This is a genomic window from Ferrovibrio xuzhouensis (assembly GCF_042648965.1).
GTDB lineage: Bacteria > Pseudomonadota > Alphaproteobacteria > Ferrovibrionales > Ferrovibrionaceae > Ferrovibrio > Ferrovibrio xuzhouensis.
This window is the reverse complement of record NZ_JBHRYJ010000004.1, coordinates 189,645-214,674: the sequence shown is the minus strand read 5'-3', so window position 1 is coordinate 214,674 and position 25,030 is coordinate 189,645. Positions and strand designations below refer to the sequence as shown.

The 25,030-nt window shown below is 64.9% G+C and carries 29 protein-coding genes; 3 read left to right on the top strand and 26 right to left on the bottom strand.

What is annotated here, in order from left to right; translation table 11 throughout:
- Nucleotides 1-35: 35 nt before the first annotated feature.
- The 3 genes from rpmF to ACFOOQ_RS17605 form a co-directional block, all read right to left on the bottom strand.
- Nucleotides 36-221: a 50S ribosomal protein L32 gene (rpmF, locus tag ACFOOQ_RS17615; protein ID WP_379728916.1), complete on the bottom strand. Its 186-nt coding sequence runs from the start codon at nt 219-221 to the stop codon at nt 36-38.
- A 110-nt stretch (nt 222-331) separates the two neighbouring features.
- Nucleotides 332-901: a YceD family protein gene (locus ACFOOQ_RS17610; RefSeq protein WP_379728915.1), complete on the bottom strand. Its 570-nt coding sequence runs from the start codon at nt 899-901 to the stop codon at nt 332-334.
- Between the two features lie 95 nt (nt 902-996).
- Entirely contained in the window at nt 997-1,539 is a 543-nt protein-coding gene (locus ACFOOQ_RS17605; protein ID WP_379728914.1) for a ubiquinol-cytochrome C chaperone family protein, read from the bottom strand.
- 98 nt (nt 1,540-1,637) lie between these two features.
- Between ACFOOQ_RS17605 and ACFOOQ_RS17600 the strand changes: the two genes are divergently transcribed.
- Complete coding sequence (locus ACFOOQ_RS17600) at nt 1,638-2,099, top strand: outer membrane protein assembly factor BamE (RefSeq protein WP_379728913.1); 462 nt, start codon at nt 1,638-1,640, stop codon at nt 2,097-2,099.
- An 11-nt stretch (nt 2,100-2,110) separates the two neighbouring features.
- On the opposite strand, the gene cobT is transcribed toward ACFOOQ_RS17600, so the two are convergent.
- Nucleotides 2,111-3,133 carry a nicotinate-nucleotide--dimethylbenzimidazole phosphoribosyltransferase gene (cobT, locus tag ACFOOQ_RS17595; protein ID WP_379728912.1) on the bottom strand — a complete coding sequence of 341 codons (1,023 nt, stop codon included), beginning with the start codon at nt 3,131-3,133 and terminating at the stop codon, nt 2,111-2,113.
- Between the two features lie 79 nt (nt 3,134-3,212).
- On the opposite strand from cobT, the gene cobS reads away from it, so the two are divergent.
- Complete coding sequence (gene cobS / locus ACFOOQ_RS17590) at nt 3,213-4,079, top strand: adenosylcobinamide-GDP ribazoletransferase (RefSeq protein WP_379728911.1); 867 nt, start codon at nt 3,213-3,215, stop codon at nt 4,077-4,079.
- Nucleotides 4,080-4,136: 57 nt separating this feature from the next.
- Here the strand turns inward: cobS and ACFOOQ_RS17585 are convergent, their stop codons facing one another.
- From ACFOOQ_RS17585 to ACFOOQ_RS17495, 19 genes are all read right to left on the bottom strand, one after another.
- Nucleotides 4,137-6,218, bottom strand: a complete 2,082-nt coding sequence (locus tag ACFOOQ_RS17585; RefSeq protein ID WP_379728910.1) for a sodium-translocating pyrophosphatase — start codon at nt 6,216-6,218, stop codon at nt 4,137-4,139.
- A gap of 194 nt (nt 6,219-6,412) precedes the next feature.
- The gene (locus ACFOOQ_RS17580) at nt 6,413-7,612 is read right to left on the bottom strand and encodes an MFS transporter (RefSeq protein WP_379728909.1); all 1,200 of its coding nucleotides are present in this window, start codon (nt 7,610-7,612) and stop codon (nt 6,413-6,415) included.
- A 26-nt stretch (nt 7,613-7,638) separates the two neighbouring features.
- Nucleotides 7,639-8,106 carry a hypothetical protein gene (locus ACFOOQ_RS17575; RefSeq protein WP_379728908.1) on the bottom strand — a complete coding sequence of 156 codons (468 nt, stop codon included), beginning with the start codon at nt 8,104-8,106 and terminating at the stop codon, nt 7,639-7,641.
- Between the two features lie 21 nt (nt 8,107-8,127).
- A complete protein-coding gene (gene thiL, locus ACFOOQ_RS17570; RefSeq protein ID WP_379728907.1) occupies nt 8,128-9,123 on the bottom strand; it encodes a thiamine-phosphate kinase in 996 nt (331 codons plus the stop codon).
- Between the two features lie 9 nt (nt 9,124-9,132).
- On the bottom strand, nt 9,133-9,639 hold the full coding sequence (gene nusB, locus ACFOOQ_RS17565; protein WP_379728906.1) for a transcription antitermination factor NusB: 507 nt from the start codon (nt 9,637-9,639) through the stop codon (nt 9,133-9,135).
- Nucleotides 9,636-10,190, bottom strand: coding sequence for a 6,7-dimethyl-8-ribityllumazine synthase (locus ACFOOQ_RS17560; protein WP_379728905.1), 555 nt, complete (start codon nt 10,188-10,190; stop codon nt 9,636-9,638). Before ACFOOQ_RS17560 ends, nusB begins: the two co-directional genes overlap by 4 nt.
- Before the next feature lie 4 nt (nt 10,191-10,194).
- Nucleotides 10,195-11,325 carry a 3,4-dihydroxy-2-butanone-4-phosphate synthase gene (gene ribB, locus ACFOOQ_RS17555; protein ID WP_379728904.1) on the bottom strand — a complete coding sequence of 377 codons (1,131 nt, stop codon included), beginning with the start codon at nt 11,323-11,325 and terminating at the stop codon, nt 10,195-10,197.
- Nucleotides 11,322-11,918: a riboflavin synthase gene (locus ACFOOQ_RS17550; protein ID WP_379728903.1), complete on the bottom strand. Its 597-nt coding sequence runs from the start codon at nt 11,916-11,918 to the stop codon at nt 11,322-11,324. Before ACFOOQ_RS17550 ends, ribB begins: the two co-directional genes overlap by 4 nt.
- A gap of 11 nt (nt 11,919-11,929) precedes the next feature.
- On the bottom strand, nt 11,930-13,051 hold the full coding sequence (gene ribD / locus ACFOOQ_RS17545) for a bifunctional diaminohydroxyphosphoribosylaminopyrimidine deaminase/5-amino-6-(5-phosphoribosylamino)uracil reductase RibD (RefSeq protein ID WP_379728902.1): 1,122 nt from the start codon (nt 13,049-13,051) through the stop codon (nt 11,930-11,932).
- The gene (gene nrdR / locus ACFOOQ_RS17540) at nt 13,044-13,511 is read right to left on the bottom strand and encodes a transcriptional regulator NrdR (protein WP_379728901.1); all 468 of its coding nucleotides are present in this window, start codon (nt 13,509-13,511) and stop codon (nt 13,044-13,046) included. Before nrdR ends, ribD begins: the two co-directional genes overlap by 8 nt.
- A gap of 31 nt (nt 13,512-13,542) precedes the next feature.
- Nucleotides 13,543-14,850 (bottom strand): serine hydroxymethyltransferase, encoded by a 1,308-nt coding sequence (gene glyA, locus ACFOOQ_RS17535; protein ID WP_379728900.1) that lies wholly within the window; start codon nt 14,848-14,850, stop codon nt 13,543-13,545.
- 35 nt (nt 14,851-14,885) lie between these two features.
- On the bottom strand, nt 14,886-15,329 hold the full coding sequence (gene rpiB / locus ACFOOQ_RS17530) for a ribose 5-phosphate isomerase B (RefSeq protein WP_379728899.1): 444 nt from the start codon (nt 15,327-15,329) through the stop codon (nt 14,886-14,888).
- Nucleotides 15,330-15,515: 186 nt separating this feature from the next.
- Nucleotides 15,516-16,616, bottom strand: coding sequence for a branched-chain amino acid ABC transporter substrate-binding protein (locus tag ACFOOQ_RS17525; protein WP_379728898.1), 1,101 nt, complete (start codon nt 16,614-16,616; stop codon nt 15,516-15,518).
- Between the two features lie 69 nt (nt 16,617-16,685).
- Nucleotides 16,686-17,036: a DUF6867 family protein gene (locus tag ACFOOQ_RS17520; protein ID WP_379728896.1), complete on the bottom strand. Its 351-nt coding sequence runs from the start codon at nt 17,034-17,036 to the stop codon at nt 16,686-16,688.
- Nucleotides 17,033-17,746, bottom strand: a complete 714-nt coding sequence (locus ACFOOQ_RS17515; protein WP_379729148.1) for an ABC transporter ATP-binding protein — start codon at nt 17,744-17,746, stop codon at nt 17,033-17,035. The genes ACFOOQ_RS17520 and ACFOOQ_RS17515 overlap by 4 nt, the downstream gene beginning before the upstream one ends.
- A complete protein-coding gene (locus tag ACFOOQ_RS17510; RefSeq protein WP_379728895.1) occupies nt 17,746-18,561 on the bottom strand; it encodes an ABC transporter ATP-binding protein in 816 nt (271 codons plus the stop codon). The genes ACFOOQ_RS17515 and ACFOOQ_RS17510 overlap by 1 nt, the downstream gene beginning before the upstream one ends.
- Nucleotides 18,558-19,862 (bottom strand): high-affinity branched-chain amino acid ABC transporter permease LivM, encoded by a 1,305-nt coding sequence (livM, locus tag ACFOOQ_RS17505; protein ID WP_379729147.1) that lies wholly within the window; start codon nt 19,860-19,862, stop codon nt 18,558-18,560. The genes ACFOOQ_RS17510 and livM overlap by 4 nt, the downstream gene beginning before the upstream one ends.
- A 4-nt stretch (nt 19,863-19,866) precedes the next feature.
- The gene (gene livH, locus ACFOOQ_RS17500) at nt 19,867-20,781 is read right to left on the bottom strand and encodes a high-affinity branched-chain amino acid ABC transporter permease LivH (protein WP_379728894.1); all 915 of its coding nucleotides are present in this window, start codon (nt 20,779-20,781) and stop codon (nt 19,867-19,869) included.
- Nucleotides 20,782-20,805: 24 nt separating this feature from the next.
- Nucleotides 20,806-21,012 carry a DUF6898 family protein gene (locus tag ACFOOQ_RS17495; RefSeq protein ID WP_379728893.1) on the bottom strand — a complete coding sequence of 69 codons (207 nt, stop codon included), beginning with the start codon at nt 21,010-21,012 and terminating at the stop codon, nt 20,806-20,808.
- Between the two features lie 209 nt (nt 21,013-21,221).
- On the opposite strand from ACFOOQ_RS17495, the gene ACFOOQ_RS17490 reads away from it, so the two are divergent.
- Entirely contained in the window at nt 21,222-21,614 is a 393-nt protein-coding gene (locus tag ACFOOQ_RS17490; RefSeq protein ID WP_379728891.1) for a RidA family protein, read from the top strand.
- Nucleotides 21,615-21,641: 27 nt separating this feature from the next.
- Here ACFOOQ_RS17490 and mmsB read toward each other — a convergent pair whose 3' ends face one another.
- The 3 genes from mmsB to ACFOOQ_RS17475 are packed head-to-tail and all read right to left on the bottom strand — an operon-like array spanning nt 21,642 to nt 24,815.
- Complete coding sequence (gene mmsB / locus ACFOOQ_RS17485) at nt 21,642-22,649, bottom strand: 3-hydroxyisobutyrate dehydrogenase (protein WP_379728890.1); 1,008 nt, start codon at nt 22,647-22,649, stop codon at nt 21,642-21,644.
- Nucleotides 22,591-23,640 carry an enoyl-CoA hydratase/isomerase family protein gene (locus tag ACFOOQ_RS17480; RefSeq protein ID WP_379728889.1) on the bottom strand — a complete coding sequence of 350 codons (1,050 nt, stop codon included), beginning with the start codon at nt 23,638-23,640 and terminating at the stop codon, nt 22,591-22,593. Before ACFOOQ_RS17480 ends, mmsB begins: the two co-directional genes overlap by 59 nt.
- Before the next feature lie 23 nt (nt 23,641-23,663).
- Nucleotides 23,664-24,815: an isobutyryl-CoA dehydrogenase gene (locus tag ACFOOQ_RS17475; protein WP_379728888.1), complete on the bottom strand. Its 1,152-nt coding sequence runs from the start codon at nt 24,813-24,815 to the stop codon at nt 23,664-23,666.
- Between the last annotated feature and the right edge of the window lie 215 nt (nt 24,816-25,030).

Below are 25,030 nucleotides of genomic sequence, written 5' to 3'. Positions count from 1 at the left end.
CTGTCCTTAACCGGTTACAGTGTCGGCCTGACGGATCAGGCTGCAGCGGACTTCGCCACCACTTCGCGGCCATCATAATGGCCGCAGGCACCGCACACATGGTGCGGGCGCTTCAGCTCGCCGCAATTCGGGCACTCGACATGGGCGCTCGACTTCAGGGCGTCATGCGAACGCCCCATGTCACGCTTCGAGCTGGACTTCTTCTTCTTCGGAACAGCCATGATACATCTCTCTCACAATCCGCGCGGGGATACCGGCATTGCTGCCTTACCCCGGCAAAAAATCCCCGCCTATATACTCTCGGTGCGCCCGGGGGCCAAGCGCTTTCGCCTTAATCCTTTTTTGCCGCCTTCAGGCCGGCCAGAACCGCAAACGGACTGACCTTGGCAGCTTGCTCCGGCTCCGGATGATATTCCGGCGGCAAATCGGCCCCCGCCTTGCGAGGGTACGGATCCAGCGCCAGGGCCAGTTCCTCAGCCACGACCTCACCGGCGTCGATCCGGTCATCTTCGAGCAGATCCGGCGGATCGGCCGCATCCGGGTCCAGCCAGTCCGCTTCATCCTCGCCGGCGCCCTCGTTCCTGGTCCCGGCAACGGCCGGCGCGAAACTGCGGACAAAGGTTTCGGCGATCCGCTGCCGGACCGGCTCCAGCGATACCACACAGGCCTGTTCGACCTCGGCATCCACCTGCCCCGACATGACGTAGCAGCCGGCAAGCACCGGATCGGGGCGAATCTGCAGCCGGGCCTCCAGCCGCAGTACGGCCAGAATTCCGAAGCGTTCCGCCAGCGCACGACACTCATCGGCGCTGGCCGTTAGGTGGAGCTGGAGTCCTTCAGGCGAAATCTGCCCCGTTTCGACGACGTGGCTGAATTCGCCGGACAGCGATTCTTTTGACACGGCGCGACCCTCCGACCCTGCAGCGGTCAAGGCGGCGGAACATAGGGGCTGACCCGGCGCCGGTCAACCGGTATCCGCAGGGTGATTTCGTCGTGTTACGGCGCAGGAAATTCCAGGTTTCCCGCCAGAATTTCGCGATCCGGCAGGACGGCCAGCGTGGCATCGACACGCCGGACATAGGCCGCCACGGCCAGACTCTGCGCCGGCTGCGGATTCACCGTGCCGAACAGGTTGCGCTGCAGGGCCTCGGCAAGCACAGCATCGGTATCCGCCGCCAGGCCCGCATCATAGGCCTCGACCCGGCCGTAAAAGGCCTGGGCCATGACTTTCACTTTCTTGCCAACGCTGAGATCCCCGATGCCGATCTCGCGCAGCGAGCTGTCCATGTCGGCGAAGATCAGGTCGAACAGCGCCTGGTTAAGCGTCTGGCTTTCCTCAGTATTCATGGCTTTCAGGCGCCGGCTCGCCAGATAGGCGTGCAGGATGATCATGTCGAAACGGCCATCCAGCGTGTCCGGCACCCCGTGCTCGCTGTACAGGCGCGGCAGGCGGGCCTGCGCGACAATGACCCGGTAGAGCGCCACGGCCACGGCCTTCTCGGGTTTTGGCGAGAAGAATGACATAACATTAGTAAGCATCTGTATTCATACCATTTTATAGAATTTTTAGAGTCGGCGGTTTGCTTCCGGGGCGGGAAAAGATAGTATGCGCCCCGCGTTATAGCGAGTCTTCTGCCATGTCGATGCGCCATACGGGCGCGGTGATCGCCGCCGCCCTCCTTCTGCTGCTCAGTGCAGCCTGTGCTCCGCGGGACGAATACCGCGGCACCAGCATTGATGAGGAAAAACTCAAGCAGGTCGTGGTCGGCCAGACCACGGAAGCCCAGGTGGCCACGCTGCTCGGTTCGCCATCGACCAGCTCGACCTTTCCCGACTGGGGCACCACCTATTATTACATCTCCAGCGAGACCGAGGCGGTTGCCTTCCTTGCTCCGGAAGTGATCGACCAGCAGGTACTGGCCATCGCCTTCGACAAGAGCACCAGCAAGGTGAAGGACATCAAGCGCTATGGCCTGAAGGACGGCAAGCAGATCGCCTTTGTCGATCGCGAGACGCCGACGCGCGGCAAGGAACTGACCGTGCTCGAACAGCTGTTCGGCAATTTCGGCCGCTTCAACAACGACACCAACAAGAAATAATCCACGCCTCGCTACGGCGCCTTATTGCTGACGCTGGCCTCGGCGAAGGTTGCCATGCCCGCCTGACAGGCAACTGCCGCCCGCAGGATGCCGAGCGCCACTGCCGCGCCAGACCCCTCGCCCAGCCGCAATCCGAGATCGAGCAGCGGCACCAGATCGAGCGCCGCAAGCAGACGCCGGTGCCCCGGCTCTGCCGACACATGCCCGGCGAGGCAATGCTGCAGGCCATCTGTGGCCAGCCGCGCAATGACAGCCGCAGAGGCCGCCACCACGAAACCGTCGAGCAGCACGGGGATCGACCGGCGCCGTGCCTCGATGATGGCGCCGGCCATTGCCGCCAGCTCGCGGCCGCCGACCCGCCGCAGAGCCTGCAGCGGATCCGCCAGCGTGGCGCCATGGCAGGCCAGCGCCGCATCGACCGCTGCAAACTTCCCGGCCAGCGCGGCGCCCGCGACGCCGGTGCCGCGGCCAACCCAGTCCTGCCCGTTGCCGCCATGCAGCGCCGCAGCCAGGGCCGCCGCAGACGTGGTGTTGCCGATTCCCATCTCGCCGGCAATCAGCAGATCGGCACTGGCCGGTACAGCCGCGGCACCGACATTGAAGGCGGCAAGGCATTCGGCATCGGTCATCGCCGGCGCGATGGTGAAATCCTGCGTCGGCCGGTCAAGATCGAGCGCCGCAACCGACAAGGTTGCCCCGTGCAGTTTTGCCAGCTGGTTGATCGCCGCACCGCCCTGCCGGAAGTTGGCCACCATCTGGGCCGTGACCTCGGCCGGAAAGGCCGAGACGCCGCGCGCCGTCACACCATGGTTGCCGGCGAAAATCAGGATGTGCACGTCTTCAAGCCGGGGCTTCGCCTGTTTCTGCCAGGCCGCCAGATGAAAGACGCAGTCCTCCAGCCGGCCGAGCGCGCCCGGCGGCTTGGTCAGTTGTGCATCATGCGCGCGGGCGGCCTGCGCGCTGGCCGCATCGGCCGACGGCAGCGCGGCAGCGACCGCACGGATGGCATCGAAATCGGCATACGATACAGTCATGGCACGGACGCGCCCCCGGCTTCGTTGATTGGCCCCCGCGTGCTATAAGGCAGGCAACCATGGACCGCAATCAGCCACGATGACACACGACCGGGACCGCGCGGCGGACGAGAGCCGCAATCCGATGCCGCCAGACACGCGCCTGCCATGGCCGAAGCAGGCCTATCTTGCCCTCACCCTGCTGACACGGATACCGCTGCCGCCCCTGCAGGCCCTGCCCGACCGCGCCGTTGCCAGCTGTGCCTGGGCCTTTCCGCTGGTCGGCGCGCTGGTCGGCCTCGCCGGCGGCCTGGTGTTCTTTGCCGCCAACCAGGCCGGACTCGGCATCGGCAGTTCCAGCCTGCTGGCCATCGGCAGCCAGGTCCTGCTGACCGGCGGCCTGCATGAAGACGGGCTTGCGGACACGGCGGATGGATTCGGCGGCGGTCGTGACCGGGATGCCAAGCTCGCCATCATGCGCGACAGCCGGATCGGCACCTACGGCGTGCTGGCGCTGGTGCTGCTGATCGGACTGCGTTATGCGGCGCTCAGCGAACTCGCCAACAGCCTGATCTCGATTTCCGACGAATACGACGAGACGGTCAACCATACGGCCTCGGTCGTCATCACTCTCGTGGTATCGGGTGCGCTGTCGCGCGCCGCCATGACTGTGCTGTGGTTCGCCCTGCCGCCGGCGCGATCCGATGGCCTCTCGGCCTCGGCCGGAATCGTCCCGGTGCCGGCGCTGCTGGTCTGCGTGCTGCTTGCGCTGCTGCCGGCCGCCCTGCTGCTGGATGGCCCCCTGCTGGTTGCCGCGCTGGTTTCCGTCTGCGCCGTCAGCCTGGTCATGCTGCTGCTGGCGCGCCGCCAGATCGGTGGTCAAACCGGCGATGTGCTCGGTGCCATGCAGCAGATTGCCGAAGTGGCCGCCCTGCTGGCGATCAGCGCGGTGACCATCGCCACCTGACAAAAAGAAAACGGGCCGGGTTGCCCCGGCCCGTCGTCCTGCGATCCTGTTTGCGGATCAGTGCGCCAGCACGGCCAGCAGCAGCAAAGCCACGATGTTGGTGATCTTGATCAGCGGATTGACCGCCGGACCGGCAGTGTCCTTGTAGGGATCGCCGACGGTATCACCGGTCACGGCCGCCTTGTGGGCGTCCGAGCCCTTGCCGCCATGATGGCCTTCCTCGATGTACTTCTTGGCATTGTCCCAGGCACCGCCGCCCGCCGTCATCGAGATGGCGACGAACAGGCCGGTGACGATCACGCCGAGCAGCATGGCGCCGACCGACGCGAAGGCCGCCGCCTGACCGGCAATCGTCTTGATGACGAAATACAGCACGATCGGGCTGAGCACCGGCAGCAGACTGGGGATCACCATTTCCTTGATCGCCGCCTTGGTCAGCAGATCCACGGCCTTGGAATAGTCCGGCTTGGCGGTGCCTTCCATGATGCCGGGGATTTCCTTGAACTGCCGCCGGACTTCCACGACGACAGAACCGGCCGCGCGACCGACCGCCGTCATGCCCATGGCACCGAACAGATACGGCAGCAGGCCGCCGATCAGCAGGCCGACGACGACATACGGATTGCTGAGCGAGAAGTCGATGGTGACGTCCTTGAAGAAGTACTTCAGGTCCTCGGTATAGGCGGCGAACAGCACCAGCGAGCCGAAGCCGGCCGAACCGATGGCATAGCCCTTGGTGACCGCCTTGGTGGTGTTGCCCACGGCATCCAGGGCATCCGTGGTCTTGCGTACTTCCTTCGGCAGATCCGACATTTCGGCGATACCGCCGGCATTGTCGGTCACCGGACCATAGGCATCCAGCGCCACCACGATACCGGCCAGCGCCAGCATGGTGGTCACGGCGATGGCAATGCCGAACAGGCCCGCCAGCTTGAAGGTGGCAATGATGCCGATGACGATGAACAGCGCCGGCAGCGCCGTCGCCTCCATCGACACGGCAAGACCCTGGATCACGTTGGTGCCGTGACCTGTGGTCGAGGCCTGCGCCACGCTTTTCACCGGGCGGTATTCGGTACCGGTATAATATTCGGTCGCCCAGACAATCGCCGCGGTGACCAGCAGGCCGACGATGCCGCACCAGAACAGGCTCACGCCCGTGAAGGTGGCGGTGCCGGCCGTCAGCGTGGTGTTCATGCCGATCATGTAATCGGTGATCGGCCAGAGCGCGATCGCCGACAGCACGCCGGTGACGATCAGGCCCTTGTACAGCGCGCCCATGATATTCTGGCTCTTGCCCAAGCGAACGAAGAAGGTGCCGATCACCGAGGTGATGATGCAGGCGCCGGCGATCACTAGCGGATAGGCCATCACCTTCGCCATCATGGCGGCGTCGGCGGCGAAATAGATCGACGCCAGCACCATGGTGGCGACAATGGTCACCGCATAGGTCTCGAACAGATCGGCCGCCATGCCGGCGCAGTCGCCGACATTGTCACCGACGTTGTCGGCGATCACGGCCGGATTGCGGGGGTCATCTTCCGGGATGCCGGCCTCGACCTTGCCGACGAGATCGGCGCCGACGTCGGCGCCCTTGGTGAAGATACCGCCGCCGAGGCGGGCGAAGATCGAGATAAGCGACGAACCAAAGCCCAGCGCGACCAGCGCATCGACCATTTCGCGTGTCGGCACACCCATCTGCAGCAGGATGACGTAATAGATCGCGACGCCAAGCAGCGCGAGACCAACCACCAGCATGCCGGTGACCGCACCCGACTTGAAGGCGATACTGAGCGCATGCTCCATGCCCTTGCGCGCGCCTTCCGCCGTGCGCACATTGGCGCGGACGGAAACATTCATGCCGATATAGCCGGCCGCGCCGGACAGCACAGCGCCGATGATGAAGCCGATGGCCACTTTCAGGCCCAGCGTAAAGCCGAGGATAATCACGACCACGATGCCAACCAGGCCAATCGTCCGATACTGGCGGTTGAGATAAGCAGACGCGCCTTCCTGGATGGCGGCAGCGATTTCCTGCATGCGCGCATTGCCGGCGGATTCCGCCAGCACCGAGCGCGACGTCCAGACTCCGTATAACAGCGCCAACACGCCACAGGCGATGGCGAACCACAACTCGATCATGAGCGTTTCCCTTCTCGTGATTATTAGTCTTATGCTTACAGAAACGAGATGCGCCCGAGCGGGCCGGTGCGCTGGCCCGGGACGGGGTACGCGACTGTAATCGTTATTGCCGCCCGGACTCGACGCAGGGCGGATACCATCCGGTTATGCCAGAGATAACCGGGCGGCGCAATATCGCTTTATTTTTCCGGGAGTTAGGGGGCGGCCGGTACGCGCCTGCGCTGCAGCATCAGCCAGCCGGCAGCCAGCGCCGCCATCAGGATGAACGGCACGGCGGCGGCCGGAACCACGCCCCACCCCCACTGGAACAGCAGCTTGCCGGAGCTGAGTGACGCAAGGGCAACCGTGCCGAAGACCAGAAAGTCATTCAATGCCTGGGTCTTGTTGCGCTCGGCCGGGCGATAGGCCTCGGTCAGCAGCGTCGTGCCGCCGATATACATGAAGTTCCAGCCGATACCGAGCAGCAGAAGGGCGATCTGGAAGTTCATCACCGCGATGCCGTTCAGGGCAACGGCCACGCAGATCAGGTTGAGCACCGCACCCGCAATGATGATCCGCAGCACACCGAAGCGGGCGATCAGGCTGCCGGTGAAGAAGCTCGGGAAGAACATGCCGAAGACATGCCACTGGATCACCGTCGCGGCGGCGACGAACGGATGCTGGCAGATCTGCATCGCCAGTGGCGTCGCCGTCATCAGCAGGTTCATCACGCCATAGCCGAACATGCCGGATATGGCGGCGACGAAGAACACCGGCTGGCGGACGATGGCCGACAGCGGACGCCCCTGCTCCTGGATCTCTGCCGTCGTCGGCGCCGGGATGCTCACCTGGGTGAGGACGCCGAGCGTCAGCAGCGGCAGGCAGGCCGCCGCCAGATAGCAGCCGAGGAACAGGTACGGCGAGAGCAGCTCGCGGGTATGCTTGGCGATCTCCGGGCCGAGAAAAGCCGCCACCAGGCCGCCAACCATGACAATGGAAATCGCACGGCTTTTCATGGCCGGCGGCGCCACATCGGCAGCGGCAAAGCGATAGAGCTGCACATAGGCACTGGAAATACCGAAGACGAAGGCGCCCAGGCAGAACAGCCAGAACGATCCCTGGTAGACCCCCAGCGCCGACAGCAGCGAGCCGCAGATGGCGATCAGCGCACCGGCCATGAAGCCGAGCCTGCGGCCGACCCGCCGCATCAGCATCGACGCCGGAATGGTCGACAGGGCCATGCCCGTCACCACGCAGGTCACCGGCAGGGTGGCCAGCGCCTTGTCCTCGGCCAGGATGCTGCCCACCAGGCCGCCCAGCGTCACCTGCAGGGTGACGGCGGAGTTCGACAGCGCCATGCAGACGGCGAGCGTGAAGACATTCCGCCGCGCTGCGGCTTCGGACAGGGTGGTCATGAGGGCTTTCTGCGAGACGATTCTGTTTATTTGAGCGGGGAAATAATATTCAGCAGCAGGACCTGCGTCACCACCCCTTTTCCGAACACCTCGTCGGTCGGTTTCTGCAGGCGATCACGCAGGCTGTACAGGTCCTTGGCGGTAAACCGGGCCGGAACCTCGATCGGCGGGCCTTTCAGCAGCTCGCCAATATAGCGGTCGCGCAGCATGAACATCTTTTCGTTGACCTTCGGCACATTGTCCGGCGGTACTTCCAGATTGAAGATCGCGATGACCTCGCGGACCGGCTGGCCTTCCGGTTTGACATACACGCTGAACGGTTCCAGCGGAACGAAGGCCGGCCGCTTGACCGGGATCGGCGGCGGCGGGTCCTTTGAGGCCTCATCCTCGGCATGCGGCTTCGGCGCCAGGAACATCGAATAGATCGCATAGCCGCCACCGGCGAGGGCAAGCAGCGCGATCAGGCCAATGAGAATGAGGGCAATCTTGCGCAAACGGGGACCCTTTCTGTGGCCCTATTCTACCGATCCGCCGAAATGCTGAAACCCGGCTTTTTCCAGCGCGAGCGGCCGGCCGTCGCTGTCCAGCACGACCACACCCTGCCCCGCCTGCACCCGGCCGATCCGGGTGACGGCCAGGGTCTGCGACCGCGCCAGCACGGCCACCGCATCGGCCGCGGCCGGCGGCGCCGTGAACAGCAACTCGTAATCGTCGCCCCCGGTCAGCACAACCGAGCGCAGGGCCGGGTCCTCGGCCAGCGCACCGCGCGCCGCCAGTGACAGCGGCACGGCCCCCGCCTCGATCACCACCTGGACACCGGCGGTTTCGGCGATATGGCCGGCATCCTGCACCAGGCCATCGGAGACATCGAGCACCGCGTGGGCAATGCCGCGCAGGCCCTGCCCGAAGGCCAGCCGTGGCGACGGCAGATGCAGGCGGCTGTCGAACATCATTCTCGACGCAGAGGGAAACAGCCGATGATTCAGCTTGGCTTCAAGGCCGAGTGCCGCATCGCCGATACTGCCCGTCACATACAGGTCGTCGCCTGCTTGCGCGGCAGAGCGGCGCAGCATGCTGCCTTCCGGCACGCTGCCGAAAGCCGTCACCGCAAGCGTGATGCCGCCCGGACTGCGTACCGTGTCGCCACCATAAAGCGGGAAGGAGAATGCGGCCTGGTCCTGGGCAAGGCCGGCGGCGAAATCGGCGAGCCAGCCCTCATCCAACGGTGCCGGCATCCCGAGCACGAGCTGATAGCCGAGCGGGACGGCGCCCTTGGCGGCGAGGTCGGACAGGTTGACCCGCAGAAGCTTGCGCGCCACCGACTGCCCGCCATCGGCTTTCAGGAAGTGCACGCTCTCGATCATCGCGTCGGTGGTGATGACCAGATCGCAGCCGGCCGGCGTATGAATGATTGCGGCGTCGTCCTGCAGCCCGAAGGCGCCCGGCACGGCACTGGCCAGCGGGGCCAGGTAACGGGCGATCAGATCGAATTCGCCGGGCCCGCCCGACACGCCGCGCCCTCAGCCGTTCTGCGACGCGGCATATTCGCCGGGACGCAGCCGGCGCGCCACGGCATCGATCACGCCATTGGCCAGCTTGATCTCGCGCGGACCGAAGAACGCCCGCACGATGCCGGTATATTCGTCGATCACCGTCGTCGCCGGCACATCGATGCGCGCCAGGATTTCATAGGTGGCGCAGCGCAGCGCGTAGCGCAGGATCGCTTCCATGCGGTCGATGGCACCGGCGCGCGGCATGGCAGCACGGATGGCCTCGTCGACCTCCTCCTGCCGCCTGGATACGCCGCGGACGATCTCGCCGAACCAGTCGGCGTCGGCCTCGCGCATCTGCACGCCGTCGATTTCCTCGGTCTGCCGGTGGGCACGGAAATCGGCGATCACCGCCTCGGGGACGCCGCCGCCGAACTCGATCTCGTACAATGCCTGAACCGCAAACAGACGGGCGACCGACCTACGTCCTGCCGGTCGGGAAGTCCTGTTGTTGCGGTTCTGGCCTCCATCGCTCATAAGGAAAACAGCTGTTTGAGCCCGATCATGGCGACGCAGGCCAGTGCCGCCTGCCCGCCCTTGTCCTGGCGGTCCTTGCGGGCGCGCTCCCAGGCCTGCTCCTCGTTCTCGACGGTGATGATGCCGTTGCCGATGGCGAGCTGATGCTCGATGGCAAGCTGCTGCAGTCCGCGGGCGCTTTCGTTGATCACCACGTCGAAATGCGCCGTCTCGCCGCGGATGACGCAGCCGAGCGCGACGAAGCCGTCATAGGCGCGGTCGCCCTTGCGATTCATGGCGAAGCGGATAGCGGCCGGGATTTCCAGCGCGCCGGGCACGTCGATCCGGTCGTATTCGAAATCCGAGGCGTCGATCGCCGCCTTGGCGCCCTCGAACAGGGCATCGGCGATATCCTCGTAGAAGCGGGCCTCGATGATCAGCACCCGCGGCTTACGGATGTCGATCGACAGCGAGCCCATCACCTGGCTCTTGCCGGTGGCAAACTTCTTCAGCTTGGCGGATGTCTTCGGGGCCGGCTTCTTCGAGACCGGTTTGCGCGCACGCGACACCATGATGTCAGGCCTCCCTCTGGACGCTGATCGGACGGGTTTCCACCACGGTCAGGCCATAGCCATCAAGGCCCACAATGGTTCGCTGCACATTCGACAGGACGATCATTTCCCTCACCCCCAGATCGATCAGGATCTGTGCTCCGATGCCATAATCCCGGAGTTGTGAAGAGTTTTCAACTGGTTCCCCGAGCTTCTGACGCACCCGGTCGGACAGGGCGGTCGGCCGCGGCTCGCGGATCAGCACGACAATGCCACGTCCGGCCTCGCCGATCATCCGCATGGCGTTATGCAGTGTGCCGGATCGGCTGCCGTGATCGCCCAGCACGTCGTCCAGCACATTCAGGGCGTGCATGCGCACCAGCACCGGTCCGCCCTCGGCAATATCACCCTTCACCAGGGCAATATGTTCGGCATATTCGACCCGGTTGCGATAGACCAGCATGCGGAACTTGCCGCCCCAGGCGCTGTCGATCTCGCCCTCGACGACCTTGTCGATCAGGTTGTCGTTGCGCCGGCGGTAGGCGATCAGGTCAGCGATGGTGCCGATCTTCAGCCCGTGCAGCTGGGCAAAGCCGATCAGGTCCGGCAACCGGGCCATGGTGCCGTCGTCATTCATGATCTCGCAGATCACACCGGACGGGTTGAGCCCGGCCAGCCGCGCGATATCCACCGCCGCTTCGGTATGGCCGGCCCGTACCAGCGTACCACCGTCGCGGGCGACCAGCGGGAAGATATGCCCCGGCGTGCCGATATCCGCCGGGCCTTTCGCCGGATCGATGGCAACCGCGATGGTGCGGGCGCGGTCGGCGGCAGAGATGCCGGTGGTGACGCCCTCGCGGGCTTCGATGGAGACAGTAAAGGCGGTCTGGTGCCGGGTGGCGTTATGCTGCGCCATCAGCGGCAGGCCGAGCTGCTCGATGCGCTGGCGCGTCATTGCCAGGCAGATCAGGCCGCGGCCGTAGCGCGCCATGAAGTTGATCGCCGTGGCATCGGCAACCTGCGCCGGGATATAGAGGTCACCCTCGTTCTCGCGGTCCTCGGCATCGACCAGCACCACCATGCGGCCAGCACGGGCTTCCTCGATGATCTCTTCCGACGACGAGATATACCGGCCGATATCGTCCACTGCACTCACGATGTCTTGCTCCACTGCTGCAGGCGGGCGACATAGCGCGCGAGCGTGTCGATCTCAAGGTTGACCCGGCTGCCGGCCTTGAGCTTGCCGAGGGTGGTCACGTCCTGCGTATGCGGGATCAGGTTCACGCCGAAGATATTGCCCTGTACGCTGTTTACCGTCAGCGACGCGCCGTCGATGGTGACCGAGCCCTTTTCGGCAATGAAGCCGGCCAGCTCCGCCGGCACCCGGATCTGCACCCGCAGCGAATCCCCCTCGGGCTGCGTGTCGATCACATCGGCAACGGCGTCGACATGGCCGGACACGATATGACCGCCCAGTTCGTCGCCGACCTTCAGGCTGCGCTCGAGGTTGACCGGCGCATCCGGCTGCCAGTCGCCCAGCGTGGTGCGCGACAGGGTCTCGGCCGAGACATCGACGCTGAACCAGTCGGCGCCTTTCTGGACCACGGTCAGACAGACGCCGGAACAGGCGATCGAGGCGCCGATGGCGATGCTGCCGGTGTCGTAGGCGGTACGGATCTGGAAACGGGTATCGCCGCGGGTGTCGCGTGCGGTGACCGTGCCGATATCGGTGATGATGCCTGTGAACATGGCCTTAAGTATTAGAGGGCGCGGACGAAGGTTTCCAGCAGGTCGTCACCCAGAATATCGGCCCGGACCCGGCGCCAGCGGGGGGCTTCCGCGACGGTATCCACCCCGAAAGCCGCAAGGGCCGGCAGGCCGTCGCCGCCGATCACGCTGGGGGAGCGGAACCAGATCATCCGGTCGACCAGGTCGGCGCGGACCAGGCTGGCGGCCAGCTTGCCGCCACCTTCGACCAGAACCCGGGTCAGCCCGCGCTCGGCCAGTTCCCCGAAAGCCGCCGGCAGATCGGGAAACCCGGCCGCATCCGGCGGCACCGCGATGACCTCTATCCCGCAATCCTCGAAGGCGCGGCGGCGGGTGGCATCGACATCCTCGCGGGTGATCACCCAGGTGGGAATTTCCCGGGCGGTGGCGACCACCCGGGCGGTCAGGCTGAGCCGCAGCCGGCCATCCAGCACGATCCGGACCGGCTGCTTCGGCGGCAGTCCCGGCAGCCGGCAGGTCAGTTCCGGATCATCCTGCAGGGCGGTGTTGCTGCCGACCATGACGGCATCGCTGCGGCTGCGCAGCAGGTGGGCCCGCTGGCGCGAGGCCGGACTCGTGATCCACCGGCTGTCACCGCTGTGGGTGCCGATGCGGCCGTCGAGGCTGACCGCCAGCTTGAGCGTGATCAGCGGGCGGCCCTGCTGGCGGGTCATCAGGAAGCCGGCATTGAGGTCGGCGGCCTGGATCGACAGGCAGTCGTCACGCACGGCAACGCCCGCCTCGCGCAGCATGGCAAAGCCCTTGCCGGAGACCCGCGGATCGGGATCTTCCAGCGCGGCGACGCAGCGTCCGATGCCGGCGGCGATCAGCGCCTCGGCGCAGGGCGGTGTCTTGCCTTGGTGACTGCAGGGTTCAAGGGTGACATAGGCGGTGGCGCCCCTGGCCGCCGCGCCCGCCTCGGCCAGCGCCTGGGTTTCGGCATGCGGCCGGCCACCGACCTGGGTCCAGCCGCGGCCGACGATGCGGCCGTCGTTGACGATCACACAGCCGACGGCGGGATTGGGCCAAGTATTGCCCAGCCCGCGAGCGGCCAGGCCCAGCGCGATGCGCATGTAGCGCTCGTCCTGGCCCGGCGCGGCCCGCTGTTCAGTCATCGTCGGTTCCGGCGCCGCTCAGCGAGCCGATGAATTCCTCGAAATCCTTGGCCTCGCGGAAATTGCGATAGACCGAGGCAAAGCGCACATAGGCGACCTTGTCGAGCGCTGCCAGACCATCCATCACCAGCTCGCCGATGGCATCCGACTTGATCTCGTTCTCGCCCGAACTTTCCAGCCGGCGCACGATGCCGTTGATCAGGCGCTCGATGCGCTCGGGGTCAATCGGCCGCTTGCGGGTGGCAATCATGATCGAGCGGGCCAGCTTGTCACGATCGAACGGCGCCTTCAGGCCGTTCTTCTTGATCACCGTCAGCTCGCGCAGCTGGATGCGCTCGAAGGTGGTGAAGCGCGCACCGCAATTGGGGCAAAAGCGCCGCCGCCGGATCGCCGAATTGTCTTCGGTCGGCCGCGAATCCTTGACCTGTGTGTCGTCATTCCCGCAGAACGGACAACGCATTGTTCAGCTTCCCCCGCCGGTCCCGCCGGTCTTATGCGTGCGGATAGATCGGAAAACGGTTGCACAGCGCGACGACCTTCTCGGCCACCGCCCGCTCCGTATCCGCGTTATCGTTGGTCTTCTTCACCAGGCCGTCCATCACATCGGCGATCAGGTTGCCGATCTGGCGGAACTCGGCGACGCCGAAACCGCGCGTGGTGCCGGCCGGGCTGCCCAGACGCACACCCGAGGTGACCGTCGGCTTCTCGGTGTCGAAGGGCACACCGTTCTTGTTGGTGGTGATGCGCGCGGCTTCGAGGCTCTCGACCACCACATTGCCCTTGAGGCCCTTGGCACGCAGGTCGACCAGCATCAGGTGGTTGTCGGTGCCGCCGGAGACGAGGTCGTAGCCACGCTCCTGCAGGGCCCCGGCCATCGCCTTGGCATTATCGACCACGGCCTGGCTATAGGCCTTGAATTCCGGAGTCAGCGCCTCGCCGAAGGCAACCGCCTTGGCGGCGATCACATGCATCAGCGGGCCGCCCTGCAGGCCGGGGAACACCGCCGAGTTGATCTTCTTGGCCAGCGCCTCGTCGTTGGTCAGCACCATGCCGCCGCGCGGACCGCGCAGGGTCTTATGCGTGGTGGTGGTCGCCACATGGGCATACGGGAACGGGCTCGGATGCACGCCGCCCGCCACCAGGCCGGCGAAATGCGCCATGTCGACCATGAACACGGCGCCGATGCTGTCGGCGATCTCGCGGAACTTTGCGAAGTCCCAGTAGCGCGGATAGGCCGAACCGCCGGCGATGATCAGCTTCGGCTTGTGCTCGGCGGCGAGCTTCGCCACCTGGTCCATGTCGATGCGCTGGTCGTCCTGGCGTACGGTATAGGGCACCACGTTGAACCACTTGCCCGACTGGTTCGCCGCCGAGCCATGGGTGAGATGGCCGCCGGCGGCAAGGTCGAGACCCATGAAGGTATCACCCGGCTTCAGGCAGGCCATGAACACCGCCTGGTTGGCCTGGGCGCCGGAATGCGGCTGTACATTGGCGAAACCGCAGCCGAACAGTTTTTTCGCCCGCTCGATCGCCAGGATCTCGGCGACATCGACGAACTCGCAGCCGTTGTAATAGCGCTTGCCCGGATAGCCTTCGGCATACTTGTTGGTCAGCACCGAGCCCTGGGCTTCCAGTACCGCCCGGCTGACGATGTTCTCGGACGCGATCAGTTCGATCTGGTGCTGCTGGCGGTCGAGCTCGCCAGTGATCGAGGCGTAAAGCTCGGGATCGGCCTGGACCAGGGTCCGCTCGAAGAAGCCGGCATGGGTGACAGTGGGTTTGGTTGCGGTGCTGGACATGGCGGGCACTCCAAATCAGGGCGTCTGAATTCCGGTCAGGCCGTCTGGCCGAGCTTGGCCACGCGGCCGGCGTGGCGACCGCCGGCGAACTCGGTGGCAAGGAAAGTCTTCACACAGTCGCGCGCGGTCTCGACGCCGATCAGCCGGGCGCCGAGCGCCAGCACATTGGCGTCGTTATGCTCGCGGCACAGCCGGGCGCTGGTGGTGTCGTGGCACAAAGCGGCACGGCAGCCGGCGATCCGGTTGGCGGCAATGGAAATGCCGATGCCGGTGCCGCAGACGGCGATGCCGAAGCCGGCCTTGCCGGCCGCCACGGCCTCGCCGAGGGCGCGGCCGAAATCCGGGTAATCGACGCTTTCCGGGCCATTGGTCCCGAGGTCGAGCACACCGTAGCCCTGGGCCTTAAGCTCGTCGCGCAGCAGGTTTTTCAGCTCGAAACCCGCGTGATCGGCGGCAAAGGCGACCGTGGGCTTGGTCATGGGCAAATACCTCGGGGAAGAACGCGCGGACCCTACAATATCCGGTGGCTGGTGCCAACCCCAGCAACAAGAAAATGCTTTTCGGGCCAGTTGAACCGCCCGTCCGGCATTGAGAACAATGAGCGAACAATCGTCACAAGAAAAACCCGGCAGTCGCCTGCCGGGTTTTCCGTCGATCCGGGTGGATCAGTTCACGTAGTCGTAGGAACCGTTCTTCCAGACATAGACCTTGTAGGCCGGGGTGGTGGTGTCACCCTTGGCGTCGAACGAGATCTCGTTCAGCACGGTCTTGAACTTGCCGGCATGCATCGCCTTCTCGACAGCGGCGGTCTTGAACGACTTGGCCGCGGTCGCCGCCTCGGCCCAGACCTGGACCGCAGCATAGGTGTAGAGGGTGTAGCCCTCGGGGTCGTAGCCCTGCGCCTTGAACTTGTCGACGATCGGCTTGGCAACGGCGTTCTTGCGCGGATCAGCATCGAAGGTCATCAGGGTGCCTTCGCCGGCCGGGCCGGAAATCGCCCAGAACTGCTTGTCGACCAGCGCGTCGCCGCCCATCAGCGGGGCATTCATGCCCTGCTCCTTGGCCTGGCGGACAATCAGGCCACCTTCCGGATGGTAGCCGCCGAGATAGATCAGATCGATGCCGGCCGCCTTCATCTTCGACACCAGCGCCGAGTAATCCTTCTCGCCCGGAGTGATGCCTTCGAACATGGTCTCCTTCATGCCCTTGGCATTCAGGCGCTTCCTGGTTTCCTCGGCGAGGCCCTGACCGTAAGCGGTCTTGTCATGCAGGATGGCGACCTTCTTGCCCTTGTAATGGGCCAGAATGTAGTCACCGGCGACGATGCCCTGCTGGTCGTCACGGCCGCAGACGCGGAAGGTGTTCTTGTAACCACGGTCGGTGTACTTCGGATTGGTCGAGGCCGGGGTGATCTGGAGGATATTCTCCTCCTTGTAGACATCCGAGGCCGGGATCGACGAGCCCGAGCAGAAATGGCCGATCACCACGGCGACCTTTTCCTGCGCCGCGCGGTTGGCAACCGCCACCGCCTGCTTCGGATCGCACTGGTCGTCGCCGATGATCAGCTGGATCTTCTGGCCATTCACGCCGCCCTTGGCGTTGATGTCGGCCACCGCCATCTCGGCACCGCGCTTCATCTGCTCGCCGAAGCTGGCGAGCTGGCCGGTGATCGGGCCATTCAGCGCGATCTTCACATCAGCCGATGCCGAGCCGGCAAACAGCCCGGCGGTGGCAAGGGCAGCCAAACCTATTGTCAGTTTACGCATGAATACATCTCCCCGTTTGGATGCGCTGGTGGAAAAGTCTAGAGGGTCAGTCCGGCAGGAGCAACAACCTCAGGTATCCGGTCCGGTTGCACGCCAGCCGAGCAGCCCGTGACGCCGGTAGAGCCACGGATACTGATGCACCATCAGGTCGGCGAGCGTGAGCCGGAAACCGAAACCGGCGAAACCGAGAACGACCGCGACAGCCACAATATATGGCACCACGGCCAGCAAAGGCTCCCCAAACAGAGCGAAGGAGAGGAACCGGTTGGTGGCACCCAGCAGGATGCTGTAGGGCACCAGCTGCCACCAGGGGCGCCAGGTATTGGCAATCGCCTGCCCCATCAGGAAGGCACAACCGCCGGTCAGGACCAGGGTCAGGCCGATGAAGACGCCGATGCTTTCGCCCAGAACCGCGTTCATCCGTGGCCTCCCTCAAGATAGGCTGCCCGGATCTGCTCGTCGGCCAGCAGGGCCGCGCCGCTGCCGGTCATGGTGATCTTGCCGTTGACCAGCACATAGCCGCGATGCGCCAGCTTCAGCGCATGATAGGCATTCTGCTCGACCAACAGGACGGTGACGCCGTCGCGGCGGTTGACCTCCTCGATGATCGAGAAGATCTGCTTCACCACCAGCGGCGCCAGCCCGAGCGACGGCTCGTCGAGCAACAGCAGTTTCGGCCGGCTCATCAGCGCGCGGGCGATCGCCAGCATCTGCTGCTCGCCACCCGACAGGGTGCCGCCGCGCTGCTCGCGGCGCTCCTTCAGACGCGGAAACAATGTGAAGACGCGATCGAGGTCGCTGTCGAAATGCGCCGGATCGCCGGCCACCGCGCCCATGCGCAGGTTCTCGAGCACCGACATGCGCGCGAAAATCCGGCGCCCTTCCGGCGCATGTGCCAGGCCGCGGCGCACCAGCATATGGGTCGGCAGGCCGACGATATTCTCGCCCGCCAGCGACACTGCACCGTGACGGGGCTTCGGATTGCCGCAGATGGTCATCAGCAGGGTCGACTTGCCGGCACCGTTGGCACCGATCAGGGCGACGATCTCGCCATTGCCGACCTCGATATCGACGCCCTTGAGCGCATGCACCGCGCCGTAATAGGTATGAAGGCCGGAGACGCTCAGCATCACGCGGCCCCCTTCTCGTCATCTTCGGGTTCGCCGAGATAGGCGCGGATCACCGTCGGGTCGTTGCGGATCTGCTCCGGCGAGCCGTCGGCGATCTTCTTGCCGTAATCCAGCACGACGATGTGGTCGGAAATTTCCATCACCACGCTCATGTCATGCTCGATCAGCAGCACGCCGCATTGATGCTGGTCGCGGATGAAACGCAGCAGCGCGTTCAGCTCGGCGGATTCGCGCGGATTGAGGCCCGCGGCCGGCTCGTCGAGGCAGAGCAGCACCGGCTCGGTGCACATGGCGCGGGCGATCTCCAACCGGCGCTGGCCGCCATAGGGCAGGCTGCCGGCCGGCTCGTTGGCGGCATCGGTCAGCCGGGTATGTTCCAGCCAGTAACGCGCCTGTTCGACCGCTTCGACTTCCGCCTTGCGATAGCCCTTCCAGCCGAACAGGCCGGTCAGGGTGAAGCCGGAGGCGCGCATCAGCTTGTTGTGCTGGGCGACGATCAGGTTCTCCAGCACCGTCATCTTCGGGAACAGCCGGATATTCTGGAAGGTGCGCGCCACCCGCGCTTTAGCGGCAATGTCATGCCCCTGCATGCGTTCCAGCAGGTAAAGGGCGCCATCGCGGTTCAGTGCCAGGCGGCCGACCGTCGGCCGGTAGAATCCGGCAATGCAGTTGAACACCGTGGTCTTGCCGGCACCGTTGGGTCCGATGATCGCCGTGATCTGCTTCGGCATCGCCTCGAAGGAAACGTCGTTCACCGCCACCAGGCCGCCGAAGCGCATGGTCAGATGTTCGACCTGCAGCAGGGGCGCGGTCATGACGCGCCTCCCCCGCCGGGCCTGGCCGGCTTCGGCAACCGGATGGTCGGTTCGCGATGCGATAGCAGGCCCTGCGGCCGCCAGATCATGATCAGCACCATGGCCGCGCCGAAGGCCAGCATGCGGTAGAGCGAGAATTCGCGGGCCACTTCCGGCAGCAGAGTCAGGAAGGCGGCGGCCAGCACGATGCCGGCCTGGCTGCCCATGCCACCCAGCACCACGATGGCAAGAATGACGGCGGACTCGATGAAAGAGAAACTTTCCGGACTGATGAAGCCCTGCCGGGTGGCGAAGAAACTGCCGGCGAAACCGCCGAACATGGCGCCGATGGCGAAAGCCGTCAGCTTGGTGTTGGTCGGGTTGATGCCCAGTGCCTTGCAGGCGATCTCGTCCTCGCGCAAAGCCTCCCAGGCGCGGCCGACCGGCAGGCGGCGGATGCGCATGGTGAACAGGTTGGTGACCAGCGCCAGCACCAGGATCACGTAGTAGAGGAAGATGATTCGTTGCAGCGACGAATACTCGAGTCCGAACAACTGGTGGAAGGCGGTCACGCCGTCATCAGGATCGGCAGTGAACGGATAGCCGAAGAAGGACGGCCGCTGGATGCCACTGATGCCGTTCGAGCCCTGCGTCACCGAAGTCCAGTTGAGCAGGATGATGCGGATGATCTCGCCGAAGCCGAGCGTGACGATGGCGAGATAGTCGCCGCGCAGCCGCAGCACCGGGAAGCCCAGCACGACACCGAAGCTGGCGGCGAACAGGCCGGCCAGCGGCAGGCAGGCCCAGAAGCTGAGCCCGAAATGCTGCGACAGCAGCGCATAGGTATAGGCGCCGACCGCGTAGAAAGCCACGTAGCCGAGATCGAGCAGGCCGGCGAGACCGACCACGATGTTCAGGCCCCAGCCGAGCATCACGTAGATCAGCACCACAGTGCCGAGATCGACCACGGTGCGATCGGCAAACGGCATCATCGGCAGGATGACGGCAAAGGCGATCAATGCCGGCATCAGCCATTTGTCGGCCTTGCTGCCCAGCCGGGTCAGGAAGTCGCGGCGCTCGCCGGTTGCGGCCTCCGCCTGCTGCCCCTTCGTCAGATGGTTGCGCCGCCAGTCGAGCAGGCCCATGAAAACCAGCCGGCCGAAGAACACGATCACCGCGGCATAACCGACCAGGTGGAACCGGGTGTTGATGCCGAGCGGGCCTCCGGTATCGACCGTCTCGAAGCCGAGCAGCGGAAGCGCCAGCACGGCGCCGACGAAAGCCGCCAGGACTGCGTCGCGAAGGCGTTGTTGCACGGTCATCATCTCACACCTTCTCGACTTCAGGACGACCGAGCAGGCCCGAGGGGCGGAAGATCAGGACGATGACCAGAATCGCGAAGACCGCGACATCCTTGTACTCGATGCTGAAATAGGCCGACCAGAAGGCTTCGATCAGGCCGATCAGCAGGCCGCCGAGCATGGCGCCCGGCAGGCTGCCGATGCCGCCCAGCACCGCGGCGGTGAAGGCCTTCAGTCCGGCCAGGAAACCGATGTAGAAATCGACCACGCCGTAATACAGCGTGACCAGCACGCCGGCGACCGCGGCCAGCACGGCGCCCAGCACGAAGGTCAGCGAGATCGTGCGGTCGGTATTCACGCCCAGCAGCGAGGCCATCACGCGATCCTGTTCGCAGGCGCGCTGGGCGCGACCGAGCGGCGTGGCGGCAATCAGCCAGGAAAAGCCGATCATCAGCACGAGCGTCAGCACCATGATGATGATCTGCATATAGGACAGGCTGACCGAGAAAACGTCGCCGGTCATCAGCGTGACCCCGCCGTGGATGATCGGCTGCAACGGTTTGATCTTGGCGCCCTGGGCGATCTGCACGTAGTTCTGCAGGAAGATCGACATGCCGATGGCGGAGATCAGCGGCGCCAGGCGGAACGAGCCGCGCAGCGGGCGGTAGGCGATGCGTTCGATGGTCCAGCCATACAGGCCGGTCAGCACCATGGAGACGATCAGCACGATCAGCAGGGCCAGCGGCACCCAGGTGACGCCGACCAGCCCCAGGATGGAAAAGCTGATGACCGCGATGAAGGCACCGATCATGTAGATTTCGCCATGGGCGAAATTGATCATGCCGATGATGCCGTAGACCATCGTGTAACCGATGGCGATCAGGGCGTAGACGGCGCCCAGCGTGACGCCGTTAATCAACTGCTGAAGAAAATACTCCAACCCCATTGTCCCCCGTGTTCCCTGTCATTGGCCCTGCTGCTGCTTATTGAGGACATACTGCAGCTTACGCACGGCCAATCGCGCAAGTTCCTGACGCGACAAACGCGGGTCACCGACCATTGACACTTCCGTGCCGGTTGCCGGATCGATCGCGACCACCTTTAACGCCGCCCCGATGCGGCGAAATTCGACGATCGCATCACCATCACCGCTGTCTGTCGCGCGTGACATTACAGGTCTGTTACCATCACTTTGTCCGGAAGCTCAAGCGGCTTGAGCCGGTTACCCGGCAGAGCCTGTACAGTCGGTCAGCTTTTGTCGACTCTTACTTCGCGACGCGAAAAATTTCGGACATATTATTTCTTCCGCTGCGCAGGCGGGCTTGCATTGCTGGATGAATATATTTTATATCTAAAATATTATCGGGAGGACAAGATTCGATGGACATCCTGAACCCGGCAGAATGGGCCCCGCCGAAAGGCTACGCCAACGGCATCGCGGCGACTGGGCGTATGGTCTTCGTCGCCGGCCAGATCGGCTGGACCGCCGAGGCCCGGTTCGAGAGCGATGATCTGGTCGAGCAGACGCGGCAGGCGCTGCGCAACATCGTGCGCGTGCTGGCCGAGGCCGGCGCCCGCCCCGAACACCTCGTCCGCCTGACCTGGTATGTCACCGACAAGCGCGACTACATGGCCCGCAACGCCGATCTCGGCAAAGCCTACCGCGAGATCATCGGCCGGCATTATCCGGCGATGACGCTGGTGCAGGTCGCCGCCTTGCTGGAAGACCGCGCCAAGGTCGAGATCGAGGCGACCGCCGTCATTCCGGCCTGACGCCCCTCCTCTGTTCTACACCTCGGTTCAGCCGGCCATCTTGCGGATCATACGGATGATGCCGGAATAGTCGGACGAGCCGCCGCTGGCGGTTTCGACATATTCGGCAAACAGCGCCGTGGCCTCGGCCCCCAGCGGCGTTTCGACCTTGGCGCTACGCGCCGCCTCCTGCGACAGCCGCAGGTCCTTCAGCATCAGTTCGGCCGCGAAACCCGGCTTGTAGTCGCGATTGGCCGCCGAGGTCGGCACGGGGCCCGGCACCGGGCAGTGATTGACCAGGGCCCAGCACGACCCCGACGAGCTGGATACGATGTCGAACATCGCCTGTGTCGACAGGCCGAGTTTCTCGGCCATCACAAAGGCTTCCGAGACGGCGATCATCGAGATGCCGAGCACCATGTTGTTGCAGACTTTCGCCACCTGGCCGTTGCCGGCGCCGCCGGCGTGGACGATCTTCTTGCCCATCGCCTCCAGCACCGGCTTTGCCCTGGCGAAGGCTGCGTCGCTGCCCCCGACCATGAAGGTCAGCGCGGCATTCTCCGCCCCGGCCACGCCGCCCGAGACCGGCGCATCCAGCATCAGCATGCCTTTCGCTTCGGCCGCCGCGATCACTTCGCGGGCCGTCTTCACGTCGATGGTCGAACTGTCGACGAACAGGGTGCCGGGTTTGGCTGCGGCCAGTATCCCCTTGTCGCCGGTATAGACCGCCTTCACATGCTTGCCGGCCGGCAGCATGGAGACCACGATCTCCGCATCGCGCACGGCATCTGCGGCCGTTGCGGCCTTCTTTCCGCCGGCATCCACCACCTTCTGCACCAGCTCGGCCGAGAGGTCGAAAGCCGTCACCTCGTGACCGGCCTTCAGCAGGTTGGCGGCCATCGGCCCACCCATGTTGCCGACACCGATAAATCCGATCTTCGCCATGCTGTTTCCTCCTGATGCTTTTTCTGGCTGGTGCTGTTCTGGATTGGCCGCGTCAGTCGAACTGCAGTTCGCCCTGCGGCACCGGTTCGAAATAGCGCTCGATATCGGCATCCGGCACCGTGCCGAGCGTCGCCGGCTGCCAGTGCGGATGGTGGTCCTTGTCGACGATCACCGCACGCACGCCTTCATAGAAATCATGGCCGCCGGCAACATGATTGCACATGCGCCATTCCAGCCGCATGCAGTCGCGCAGCGACAGGGTCCGGCCGCGGCGCAGCTGCGCGAAAGTCAGCTTCAGCGAGGTCGGCGATTTTCCGGCCAGGAATTTGAGCTGCTGGCGGGCGAAGTCGCTGTCCTCGACCTCCAGGGCCGCGACGATCGCCGGCACACTGGCGCCGCCGAACAGGCGGTCGATCTGGACCCGCAGTCCGGCCAGGGGCGACGGCCCGGCATCGGCGGCAAATTTCACGACCACGGCATCGACATCGGCCTGGCTGGCTGGCGCAGCCGCGATCAGCGCCGCCTCCAGCGCAGGCATTTTCTCGCGCGGCACAAAATGCGTGGCCGCGCCGGCCGTGATGATATCCGCGCCTTTCAGGCGGGCGCCGGTCAGGCCGAGATACATGCCGATCTCGCCCGGGCAGCGCGGCAGGAAATAGGTGCCGCCGACATCGGGAAACAGGCCGATGCCGGTCTCCGGCATGGCAAACAGCGCATGCTCGCTGATGATGCGGTGGCTGCCGTGCACCGACAGGCCGACGCCGCCACCCATGAAGATGCCGTCGATCAGCGCGATGAACGGTTTCGGGTATTCGCCGATCAGCGTGTTGCAGCGGTATTCGTCATGCCAGAACCTCTGCCGGTAAGCCGTGCCGTCCGGGCCGCGGTCGGCCAGCTTGCGGATGTCGCCGCCGGCGCAGAAAGCCTTGTCGCCGGCCGCCTTGATGATCACCGCCCTGACCGCCGCATCCTTCGCCCAGTCGCGCAGATGGCGTTCCAGCGGCACGCACATCGTATGGGTCAGTGCATTCAGGGCCTGCGGCCGGTTCAGCAGGATGGTGGCCACGCCGTTCTGGACGGCAAACGCAATCTCGTCGGTCATCTTGTTCCGTTGTCTTTTCTGCTTCAGTCGAGGGAGGCGCCGCCGAGCAGGCGGCGGGAAACGATCACGCGCATGATCTCGTTGGTGCCTTCGAGAATCTGGTGCACGCGGGCATCGCGCAGATAACGCTCGATGGGATAATCCTTGAGATACCCGTAGCCGCCATGCAGCTGCAAAGCCTCGTTGCAGATGGCGAAGCCGGCATCGGTGGCAAAGCGCTTGGCCATGGCGCAGGCCATAGTCGCCTCCGGGTGCTTCGCATCGAGACGGGCTGCCGCCTGGCGGATCATCAGCCGGGCCGCGATCAGCTCTGTGGCCATGTCGGCCAGCTTGAACTGGGTCGCCTGGAAGTCGGCCAGCGCCTTGCCGAACTGCTTGCGCGTTGCCACATGCTCGCGCGCCGCTTCAAGGCAGGCGGTCGCGGCGCCGATCGAGCAGGCACCGATATTGATGCGGCCGCCATCGAGGCCGGCCATGGCGATCCTGAAGCCGTCGCCCTCCTCGCCGACCCGGTTCGCCTTCGGCACCCGGCAGTCCTCGAAGATCACCATGGCGGTCGGCTGGCTGTTCCAGCCGAGCTTGCGTTCCTGCGCGCCGAAGGACAGGCCGGGCGTACCATTCTCCACCACCAGGCAGGTGATGCCTTGCGGTCCCGGCTCGCCGGTGCGCACCATGCAGACATAGACATCGGCACGGCCGCCGCCCGAGATGAAGGCCTTGGTGCCGTTCAACACATAATGATCGCCGGCGTCGACGGCGCGGGTCTGCAGCGACGCAGCATCAGAACCGGCATTGGGTTCGGTCAGGCAATAGGAGGCGAAGGCCTGCATGCTGCACAGGTCGGGCAGGACCCGCTGCCGCAGGGCATCGCTGCCGAAACGGTCAATCATCCAGGCCGCCATGTTGTGGATCGAGATATAGGCCGCCGTCGAGGTGCAGCCGGCCGCCAGTTCCTCGAAGATGATCGCCGCATCGAGCCGGCTGAGCCCCGAGCCGCCGACATCGTCCTTCACATAGATGCCGCCAAAACCAAGCTCAGCTGCCTCGCGCAGTTCCGCAACCGGGAAGTGCTTCTCTTCGTCCCACTTCGCCGCATGCGGCTTCAGCCGCTCGGCGGCGAAACGCCGTGCCATGTCGCGAATAGCCCGCTGGTCTTCCGAAAGCTCCAGATTCATGGCGTTTTCTCCCTGGTCCCGGGTCTTAATCGGCCCATGGCGGGCCGTCAATGTCCGTCGCCGCCATCCGCGCAGAACAGGGTCGCCTGCCGTCGCCCCCCATGCTAGCTTGGCCAGCCATGCCAGCGATATCGCTGCGCCCGCGAAATCACAAAACTGGGTATCTGACGCAGCCGATTATGGTCCCTGACGTTTCCCGGCCACGGTCGACGAAT